The sequence below is a fragment of the Nostoc sp. NMS4 genome, from assembly GCF_017115095.1.
Classification (GTDB): Bacteria; Cyanobacteriota; Cyanobacteriia; order Cyanobacteriales; family Nostocaceae; genus Nostoc.
Genome location: NZ_JABXKI010000345.1, coordinates 1 through 9,403 on the forward strand (window position 1 = coordinate 1; position 9,403 = coordinate 9,403).

Below are 9,403 nucleotides of genomic sequence, written 5' to 3' on the forward strand. Positions count from 1 at the left end.
ATTTGCCAATTATTCAAAGGGTCTAGTCCCGAACACCACCAACCACCTTCAGTGACATGAGCATAACGCTGCAAGCAACCAGCTTTCACCATTCCGGTATTGGTGCGGGGGAGTAGCTCAGAAATCAATAGGTACTCATAAGCTGTTACACCTTGGAGCGACTTAAAATTGAGATGCATTAAGTGTAAGTCTATACCACTACTCTTGACTAATTCTTCAAGATGTTGGGGGTGTAAGTAGGGCAGATGCATAGGGAAAGACCCGAAGGGAAGACAATGAGATTAAAACATTAACACGCATCTGCTTTTTTTTAATACGCGAGATTGCGAGGCTTTAATGATGCTTTTGTTACTTCGTTGCCGGAGACACATCGGTTAAAGTTTTAGTGGGTTATTCTGCCTATTAGATCCCCGAAGTAATAATTTTGTATTGTGATATTTGTTCGCTTTTAATTTTTATTTATCAGTAAATTTCTGCGTTAAGGAATGCGATCGCTAGATGTTTCGCTATGAGATAATATCTTCGATTGAGTTCCGTAAAAGCTTGGCACTAAGCATCTACTTATACCACGCCTCATCTGTGAGATGTGTTAATAAACACAAAAACGCTTTAAGATAGGCTTGAGTGTTAAATTTTATTTGCGATCGCTATAACTCATAACCATTTTACGAAATACCTAATGCACATAGTTTGAGAAATGGTATTAATATATGGCTTTGTCCAGATTCCTAAACGCACAAATAATGTTAAAAAATAAGAACATCTTCCGCAAACTACTGTTGAAAAAGTTTATTTTTTATATAACTGGAGTGGAACTTATTTAGTAAAAGAGGGATCTAATTAGTTTGATTCTTAACTATTCACTCCTTGGGCAGACGCTTAGTCTCCAGAAAGAGACAACATATTATTAAACTGTAAAATTATGTGGAAATCAAAGTTAATATTTAGATTTGTACTGTCGGTTGCAGCGATCGCTACTAGCGTACAGCTAAATTCAGCCAGTGACTATGCTATTGCTCAAAGTGCATCTTCCAATCCGACTGTCGAATCTGGGCAACAAAATCAAGCTTTAGACGATGCCAAGGTTGCTATGGTAGGAGTTGGCATCGGAGCCATCGCAGGGTTATTAATTTCTGGTTTATGGTATCAGAAACGCCGTTACCACAGAATCCAGTCACTTGCCAAAATCAACCGCTTTCGTGAAGAGTTTCTCTGCGGTTCTTTAGCAGATTATTACTTATCTAATTCTAAAGCAAATTCTTCACCGACAAATTCTCGGAAATCTTTACCAACACCAACTAAAGAAGAATCCCCTACTTCTGAAGAAACTTTCGTAACGCCAACTAAAGAAGAAATATCCGATCCTTCTACTTCTGAAACAAATAATCTAGCAGCAGAACCTACGCCAGCCGCACCATCTAATTCCTTATCTGACTGCTACCACAAGTTAATCGAGGAAATTGTTAATACTGCCCTTAACGGTCAAATCAGTTCTAAAGAGTATATATATCGCCAATTAGTAGAAAATGTGAGCAGTGATAATGGTGAAATCTTTGAATGCTGTTTGAGCGATCGCTTGCATTCTACCCAATCTGAACTACATAAAGTAATAAATTCTCCGACTTTATTCCAAAAAGAGACTCCTGAGTTAAAAAAAGCTCGTTTAAATCGTACCTTGAAGGCATTACAAAGTATTCAAAAGGAATGGCAACAAATCCAAAAACAAAAGCGAGATTAAGCCGTAGGTTGGAGGCGCGATCGCTCTTTGAGCAATGTAATAAAAGTAACTAAAATTATCTGTTAAGTCATACCTAATTCAAAGCTGGCAAAAAAGCTTATTATGAAAGGTAGGGGCTATGAGTTACACTGTTCAGTCTAACTAAAGTACTTAGAATAATGTTATTCCTGCTGCAATCAGATTTATAAGTGCTGTGACAAACTCAACAGCACCAGCACTCTTACTCAATAAGTTTTTAGCGTTTTCTATTGCCTTCAAAACTAAATTTTTATTAGGTGTAGCTTTTTTAGCCTCCTGTATTGCAGTAGCTATTTCGTAATCTGCATCAGTAACTATTTCAGCATCAATGATTTGAGCCTCTCCAGCTTTCGATAGTTCACTTTTTACTTTTTGTAGTTCACTAATAAAATCATTAGTATTTTGAATAGTCCTGATATTGATATCACCTTTGATATTAATATCGCGTGCTGCATTATTTTGGTTTTGTACTTGCTGTTCGCGTTGGTCAAAAGTTGCCACGTTTCCTCCTTGTGCGTTGTTATAAATTGTTAATGATACAAGCCGTTCAATTTGGTCGCTTAATAATGATGAATCCTTTGGCATTTTCCAAGGAAGATCACTAAGTTCGAGGACAAAATCTTGCAAACGACTGCGGACTGTTAGTAGTATTTGAGCAAAGACGCTATAAGATACTGGTCTTTTTACTTCATAGCATTGATGTCCACTAGATCCAGATGGATTATAGTAGTTCCAAACGGCTATTTGTTCCGCATTCCAGGCAAAGGTAATACTATTCTGACTTACAGCATACTCTTCAACAGTTTTAATACCGGGACAAAAATGGATTTTATTAGCTGTTTCCTGAAACCAATCAGGCGTTTTATCCAGAGGAATGGGTATGTTCTTGTACCCATTATAACCATTAAATATATATCCAAGTAATGGTGTATAAATAATACGATACTCAGGTACTTTCTCCAGATGCGGATAACCATCTAACTCATAGTTAACCCATCGTTTCAAACGGTGATTTTTAAGTTGATGAGTCAAGACCTTTGCTTTCAGTAGAATCGTGTTCAGTCCTACTTCTGGACGAAGAATATCTTCTTGGATACTTTTTACAATGTCATCCATATATCTATTAGCAATTATGCAGAGTTCTGAGAATAAAGACAGACGCTACATAGTTATTTTTAAACACGTTTGGTATCCGCTCAATAAATCGGGGCGAACTACCAGTTCAGGAACGAGTTTACGCCATTTGAGCCTTGTCACTGAGCGATTTACCCCGGATTATTGAGCGGTTACTACGTTTGTGCAATTATAGCTCAGGCAAAAGTATATTTGTACTATCAAAATAAAGGAAAGTAAAGAATTAAGGTAGTAATAACCGTACTTTGGCTTATAAAAGATATAGAATTATGTGTTCAGCTAGCCTTGAATCTAAATAAAGTCTCAAAATAAGGTGAGTCTAAATATAGAATGTAGCAAAAACTTAAAAGTCAGTAGTGAAGAGTAAAGTTACTTCTCACTACCCACTGTTCTGGAATAATTGCTAAACTAAGCTCCGACAGCTTCCTTCGCGGCGTACAACACCTCAGCGTTGATTTCCTTGAAACCGCGATCGCGGGCAAATTTCTTGGTGCTGCAATAGATTTATATTATATTAGGTGAAATCATTGTTTAATAGTAGGTAAAACTTTTAATTCACTAGGATGAGTTAAAACCTTACCTAATGGATCGCTGAAATAAATAACTTCACAGTTAGGCGCAAGTTATTTTTGTAACTACTTCAACAAAACCCTTTCAATGTATGATTAGTCCTCAGTTATTATCCAGGCCTTGTATTCCGTTCTATGCGGCTTAAAAGGTCGATGATTGCTATCAATACTGCTGTAAATATATATATAATAATACAGGCAATTACCGCATTAATTAAATATCCAAAAAGTATTATACTAAATCCAGTAAGAATTAAACTTTGACCAAACATTGAAAATATGATAAAACAATAAACGACTACAATGAAATAACCGATAAACTGAAGTATTTTTAGAGTCTTAATTAATCTGGTGTATAGTCTATTGTCGTTAGGACTGCTAGCTAATTGGTTGCTACTCATAAATACATCATTTTTAATAAATTAGTTTGTAGAGTGAAATTTATTAGTTCCCCAAGTTTCAGGTAGAGGATTCACCCAGGAAATAGGCACAGAAACAACATCCAAGGTTTCACCATCTTGAAATACTTCTAAAATATATCCAGGTTCTTGTTGAGTTTTACTAGGAGGTAGATGATCCAATACAACTCCTCTATTGCCGACTTTTACAGGGCTGTTAGGAACATCTTGCTTCAGTTGTACCCACTGAAATAAGCTAGCTGTTGTCATTACTTAATTCTCCTCTAACTTATCCGGTTTTAGTGTTATGAATATCACAAATTCTGTTCATTCATCTTGTTGCCAGATAGTAATTACCAGTAAAAACAAATAAAATAGGGTATTCTATGGATACCCTATTTTAATTAATTAGTTAACTCCCGAATCTAAGCCCCAACAGCTTCCTTGGCGGCGTATAAGACCTCAGCGTTGATTTCCTTAAAACCGCGATCGCGGGCAAATTTTTCAGTATTTCGCTTCACTTTCCCGCGCACAAATCCCGGAATCTTATTCAATTCTGCTTGACCATCTTTTGTCCAATTCAAATCAGAATCAGCAGAAATTCCTCTAGTAATAACTTCTTTGGTATCGTGACCGCCAAAGATTTCTAAGAGGTGATCTTCCATTCCCAAAGTGAAGGAATTGTAGATCAAATCTGTAATCTGATTCGTGCCTTCGTAACCCATAAATGGTTTGTAACCAATGGGGAAGTTTTGGACGTGGATTGGTGCAGCAATTACGCCGCAGGGAATATCTAAGCGCTTACCAACATGGCGTTCCATTTGCGTGCCGAAAATGGCAGAGGGTTCGACACGAGCGATCGCATCCCCAATTTCACCATGATCTTCAGAAATTAGCACTTCATCACAATATTCGCTCACCTGTTCGCGGAACCAATCTGCATCATATTTACAGTAAGTTCCAGCCCAAACAACGTGAATCCCCATTTCTCGCGCCAAAATTTTGGTAATGGCGGCGGCGTGGGTGTTGTCACCAAAAACCACAGCTTTTTTACCAGTCAAATTTTGACAGTCAATCGAACGAGAGAACCAAGCAGCTTGAGATACATGCAAGGTTTGCTCATTGATGAAGTTTTCATAGTCAACTTCTGCACCTTGAGCGTTAATTACCTGCTGAATCTTGCGAATACAACGGGCAGTTTCCACTACACCCATTGGAGTAATGTCTATATAAGGTGTGCCAAATTGTTCTTCCAGGTAACGGGCTGTAGTCAAACCGAGTTCGCGGTAAGGAACTAGGTTAAACCAGGCTTGGGACATCTTTTTCAAGTCATTCACCGAAGCACCTTCAGGAATTAAGGTATTTACCTCAATTCCCAAATCAGCCATTAGCCGTTTGAGTTCGGTGCAGTCGTGATTGTTGTGGAAACCGAGGGTAGTAGTACCGATAATGTTAACTGAGGGTTTCGCAGTTTTACCCTCTGGTAATTCGCCCCGCTTCCGAGCTTTTTCGATGTAATATTGGACAATTTGATCCAAAGTGCGCTCGGCAGCTTGTAGTTCGTTGTAGCGGTAATGGTTCACATCCGCCAGCATGACATCACCTTTCGCTTCCAACTGCGATCGCTCCACAAAGTTGTGCAAATCCTCTTGCAAAATGCTAGAGGTGCAGGTGGGAGTTAACACAATCAAATCTGGGTGTTCCTCGGCATCCTTGCGGACGATGTTATCTACCACCTTCTCTTGAGAGCCGCGTGCTAAAACGTTGCGATCGACCACACTGGTTGTCACCGGAGTAAAATCTCTCTCCCGCGATAGCATAGAGCGCATGACATTAAAGTAGTCATCGCCAATGGGAGCGTGCATAATCGCATGAACATTTTTAAAAGAGCTAGCGATTCGCAGAGTGCCGATATGGGCTGGTCCAGCATACATCCAGTAAGCCAATTTCATGTTTGTGTCTCCCTTTTCAACTTAAATAACTAAGTAAGTGGGCGTAAAAAATATCAGATAGAGCTTACCACCAACCCCTTCGGTGCGTAGTTTAGCGCCGTAGGCATCGCCCAGCGTACCGTTAGCAGGGAAGGGGAGAGGTTTGAAGAGAGGTATTATCTTTAATTCAGCCCATTTACTTAATAAGTCTTTAATTATTAAATCGTTTCTGATTTTCTCAAACCTGCTGGCTGAAAAAAAATAAGCTTTGTTGCGGGTTTTAGGAGAGGCGATATGGCCCAAACGTAATTCCTGCTTGGAATACAGCTATATATTTAAACAATATTCCTGTTGGTTTTGTAAAAAAATCTTAATGTTTCAGTAAATTAGACCTAACCCCCAGCCCCTTCCCTGCTAGCGTTGGGGAGTAAGATTCAAAGCCTCTCTTCTTTTAGGAGCTACGGTGTACACACAAGTCTGAAATGCTGATTAACCAAGGTTTTACCCCACCCTAACCCTCCCCTTGCAAAGGGGAGGGAACTAGATTTTCCGGTTTCCCCCCAATACATCGGGGGGATTAAGGGGGGTAATTCTACTTATGTGTACACCGTAGTCTTTTAGGAGAGAGGTCAGAAGTCCCTCATTCCCTAGTCGGTTGCGTTTTTACCTAATTCGCTAGGATGTACACAAGCTCATTTTCAGTAGAAAAATTATGGTGAAAACACCCTCCCAGCCTTCGACAATTCCTCATTTGGAAAATGGCGACAAACTCACGCGCTATGAATTTGAGCGTCGCTATAATGCCACCCCTAACCTGAAAAAAGCTGAATTAATCGAAGGGATTGTCTATATTATGCCTGCTGCTCTGCGTTTCCGAAGTCACGGTCAACCGCATGGTTGGATTTTGACATTCCTTGGTACTTACGAAGCTGCAACTCCTGGTGTAGCGTTGGGAATTGAACCTACCGTCCGCTTAGACTTAGATAACGAACCTCAACCCGATGTTGTTCTGTTGATTGTACCGGAAGCAGGTGGTCAAACGCGGCTGAGTGAAGATGATTATATCGAAGGTGCGCCAGAGTTAGTTGTGGAAATTGCTGCTAGTAGTGCGGCTATTGATCTTCATGGTAAAAAACAAGCTTATCGTCGCAATGGTGTTAAAGAATATATTGTTTGGCAAGTTTTAGACCAAAAATTGACTTGGTTTTCTCTGGAACAGGGTGAATATCTGGAATTAGTACCTGACAATGAAGGCATTTTGCGAAGTCGGGTATTTCCAGGGTTGTGGTTAGCGGCGACGGAGTTATTAGCAGGTAATATGCAGGGTGTGTTGAAGGTTTTACAAGCAGGTTTACAATCTGCTGAACATGGAGATTTTATCAAGAAATTAGGTAGTGATTAACCCCTTGTAAATAGGGAAAGTCTCTTCAGCAATTATGCTTGCTATGTTTGCACAGCAAATTCTTCTGGATCTACACCCCAATTTACCCAGCGAATTGCTTCACGCGCTGAGTTCATATTCGGTGGGACTCGCAAGGCGTGAATAAACCCTGTACTAGGGCAAGTCATTTTTAATAAATAAATCGGCTCGATATCCACATTGTTATCAATTCCTAATAGTGTATATTCTTGCCAATTATCTAATTCAACGGCTTGCAATTCTTGGCAAATTCGGGCGTAACCAATACCCTGAATTAACACTCGCCGTATTCGGCATTTTCTTCTGTTACAAGCCAAGTAGCTTGCCATTGCTGCGGGTGGATTTTACCGTATTTTTCAGGTAAGGTTATGCCGTGGTATGAGTAGAGGCTATATCCATCAGTAAATTCAATGGCGGGTTCGCCTTCAGCGTGGAGGCGATTTTCATTGTCGAAGGAAATTTTAGTCGGACGCTCACAGATAATTACTAGACTTTCTGAACAAAAAATTAAGCCGCAATATTCAGCTACATCCTGCACAACTTGCAAATATCTTGCTGGATAAGCGCAATTTAAAACAGAAATACAAAAATCAAATAAACAGCTATAAGCTAACCAGTATTTTGGTTCAAAAGTATTATATCCATCTATTTTAAATCTTTTATCTACAGTTAAATATTTTATAGAATAATATAAATCTATTAATATTTCCTGGTCAATATTAATAGTCTGAAAAAGGTGTGCTGAAATTAAGTTCCAAATAGATTTTTCAAGTTGATTGCGAAACTGACTTGAAAGGTAGCTATCTAGTTCTCCTCTTGGTTCTATCCATACACTAAAACTGCTAGAGGATATAGCAGTACGAGGACTATCAATAAATATAATCTCAGGTTGAGCTAAATCATTTAAAGCATAGGCTTCATTTACCGATTTTGCAGCTTTTTTCCTATTTATCTTCTCAGTTGAAAGTGCGATCGCTCTCCACTTCTGGCGATAAACCGGAATTAAAGCTTCTTCTTCAGGAGTCAGTTCGCTAATAATCTCACTCATTGCACTAACACTAAATTGTAGGGTGGGTTAACGAAGTGTAACCCACCGTTATTTAACAGCGCATTTCTCATTCCCAGGTTCAACCTGGAAACGACCCGACGAGCCGAAACTACTAAAAACAACCAGGACTTAAGCACTGACTACATATTTTCGTCATTACACATTTTTTAACTAGAGTGCTAGACTGCTAATTTAACTTTCTACCATTTTTTGATATCTGGATTATATTTAGGAAGTGTCTATTTACTTTAAGAGTTAGCTGTATTTACGAGTGATTCAGAAATTAAATCGGATTGCTATAGTTTTGCAAGATTTTTCTTTCACAATTACTCAATCAAGGAAAACAAAAAATGCTGATAACAAATAGCTTTGTTTATTCTTCTGCAATTATTAGTGCATTTGCTTTTATAGGAGGTGGATTTAAATATATTGACCAGGCATATGATGCTGGAGTTTTTAGTAAAAAAGTTGCTTGGATTATAGCTTGTTGTGTTGGAGTAGTTATGGGAGTTGTCATGGGAGTTGATAGCTACTCTGCGGAATTACTCCTTGCCATTGTCATCGGTGTCACCTTCATGTCTAAATTTGACAACTGGCCCTTTAGGATAATGGGATTGATAGCATTGCTTTTGCCGGGAATATTAGGTACTATACTTTCTGATTTTTGCTTACTTAAAGTTCAGTGGCTTTCACTGGGAATTCTAACGTGTGCAGCAGTGCTTGATGAATATCTCGATACTTTCTCTAATCAAAAAAAATTCCAGATATTTGAATACCGTCCAATACTTGAAATTGTAACACTCTTAGCAGTTATTGTGGGCTTTTTGCCACTGCAAACATATTTATCACTCTTAGCGTTTGATCTTGCATACAACGCTGTTAAAGTAATAAGCAACAAGCTAGTAAAACCAACTTTTCAATCAGCGACATAACGCCAACCTTCAGGCTCGTATTCCCGTTGTTTGAGTCGATGGGGGATATTATTCCCCGCACCTCTCAGTTAAATCTGGGCGTGCGACTTTCACCGCACCCAGCTTCCGATGTTCTCAGCTTGCGCTTTTGCTCATGTGTTTGTAATCGTGGCAACTCTCATGAATTGCTTCAAGATTATTTTTCTTCCAGTTGGCGTGATTTCCGTCGATGTGAT

Annotated in this window: 10 protein-coding genes and 1 pseudogene; 3 read left to right on the top strand and 8 right to left on the bottom strand. The window is 39.0% G+C overall.

The window, feature by feature from the left end:
* Nucleotides 1–251 (bottom strand): hypothetical protein (locus HWQ37_RS30610; protein ID WP_292754295.1); only part of this gene is annotated, 251 nt, incomplete at its 3' end.
* Between the two features lie 671 nt (nt 252–922).
* Between HWQ37_RS30610 and HWQ37_RS30615 the strand changes: the two genes are divergently transcribed.
* Nucleotides 923–1,738, top strand: a complete 816-nt coding sequence (locus HWQ37_RS30615) for a hypothetical protein (RefSeq protein WP_292754298.1) — start codon at nt 923–925, stop codon at nt 1,736–1,738.
* A gap of 150 nt (nt 1,739–1,888) precedes the next feature.
* On the opposite strand, the gene HWQ37_RS30620 is transcribed toward HWQ37_RS30615, so the two are convergent.
* The 4 genes from HWQ37_RS30620 to HWQ37_RS30635 form a co-directional block, all read right to left on the bottom strand.
* On the bottom strand, nt 1,889–2,872 hold the full coding sequence (locus tag HWQ37_RS30620) for an AbiTii domain-containing protein (RefSeq protein ID WP_292754300.1): 984 nt from the start codon (nt 2,870–2,872) through the stop codon (nt 1,889–1,891).
* Between the two features lie 1,009 nt (nt 2,873–3,881).
* Nucleotides 3,882–4,127, bottom strand: coding sequence for a hypothetical protein (locus HWQ37_RS30625; protein WP_292754302.1), 246 nt, complete (start codon nt 4,125–4,127; stop codon nt 3,882–3,884).
* A 155-nt stretch (nt 4,128–4,282) separates the two neighbouring features.
* Nucleotides 4,283–5,809, bottom strand: coding sequence for a ferredoxin:protochlorophyllide reductase (ATP-dependent) subunit B (gene bchB, locus HWQ37_RS30630; protein WP_292754305.1), 1,527 nt, complete (start codon nt 5,807–5,809; stop codon nt 4,283–4,285).
* A 21-nt stretch (nt 5,810–5,830) separates the two neighbouring features.
* Nucleotides 5,831–6,091, bottom strand: coding sequence for a hypothetical protein (locus HWQ37_RS30635; protein WP_292754307.1), 261 nt, complete (start codon nt 6,089–6,091; stop codon nt 5,831–5,833).
* Between the two features lie 409 nt (nt 6,092–6,500).
* Here HWQ37_RS30635 and HWQ37_RS30640 point away from each other — a divergent pair, with 409 nt between their 5' ends.
* On the top strand, nt 6,501–7,190 hold the full coding sequence (locus HWQ37_RS30640; RefSeq protein WP_292754309.1) for a Uma2 family endonuclease: 690 nt from the start codon (nt 6,501–6,503) through the stop codon (nt 7,188–7,190).
* A 41-nt stretch (nt 7,191–7,231) separates the two neighbouring features.
* Here the strand turns inward: HWQ37_RS30640 and HWQ37_RS34775 are convergent, their stop codons facing one another.
* Nucleotides 7,232–7,489 (bottom strand): hypothetical protein, encoded by a 258-nt coding sequence (locus HWQ37_RS34775; RefSeq protein ID WP_363318218.1) that lies wholly within the window; start codon nt 7,487–7,489, stop codon nt 7,232–7,234.
* Nucleotides 7,483–8,256: a DUF6745 domain-containing protein gene (locus tag HWQ37_RS30645; RefSeq protein WP_363318219.1), complete on the bottom strand. Its 774-nt coding sequence runs from the start codon at nt 8,254–8,256 to the stop codon at nt 7,483–7,485. The genes HWQ37_RS34775 and HWQ37_RS30645 overlap by 7 nt, the downstream gene beginning before the upstream one ends.
* A gap of 350 nt (nt 8,257–8,606) precedes the next feature.
* Between HWQ37_RS30645 and HWQ37_RS30650 the strand changes: the two genes are divergently transcribed.
* Nucleotides 8,607–9,188, top strand: coding sequence for a hypothetical protein (locus tag HWQ37_RS30650; protein ID WP_292754312.1), 582 nt, complete (start codon nt 8,607–8,609; stop codon nt 9,186–9,188).
* A gap of 114 nt (nt 9,189–9,302) precedes the next feature.
* On the opposite strand, the pseudogene HWQ37_RS30655 reads toward HWQ37_RS30650, so the two are convergent.
* A pseudogene (locus HWQ37_RS30655) lies at nt 9,303–9,403 on the bottom strand (HNH endonuclease); the annotation flags it as partial.

What these genes read in the sequence shown, in the direction of transcription:
- HWQ37_RS30650 (WP_292754312.1), top strand. Translation starts at nt 8,607, where the DNA reads ATGCTGATAACAAATAGCTTTGTTTATTCTTCTGCAATTATTAGTGCA.
- HWQ37_RS30640 (WP_292754309.1), top strand. Translation starts at nt 6,501, where the DNA reads ATGGTGAAAACACCCTCCCAGCCTTCGACAATTCCTCATTTGGAAAAT.
- HWQ37_RS30620 (WP_292754300.1), bottom strand. Translation starts at nt 2,872, where the DNA reads ATGGATGACATTGTAAAAAGTATCCAAGAAGATATTCTTCGTCCAGAA.
- HWQ37_RS30645 (WP_363318219.1), bottom strand. Translation starts at nt 8,256, where the DNA reads ATGAGTGAGATTATTAGCGAACTGACTCCTGAAGAAGAAGCTTTAATT.
- bchB (WP_292754305.1), bottom strand. Translation starts at nt 5,809, where the DNA reads ATGAAATTGGCTTACTGGATGTATGCTGGACCAGCCCATATCGGCACT.
- HWQ37_RS30615 (WP_292754298.1), top strand. Translation starts at nt 923, where the DNA reads ATGTGGAAATCAAAGTTAATATTTAGATTTGTACTGTCGGTTGCAGCG.
- HWQ37_RS30625 (WP_292754302.1), bottom strand. Translation starts at nt 4,127, where the DNA reads ATGACAACAGCTAGCTTATTTCAGTGGGTACAACTGAAGCAAGATGTT.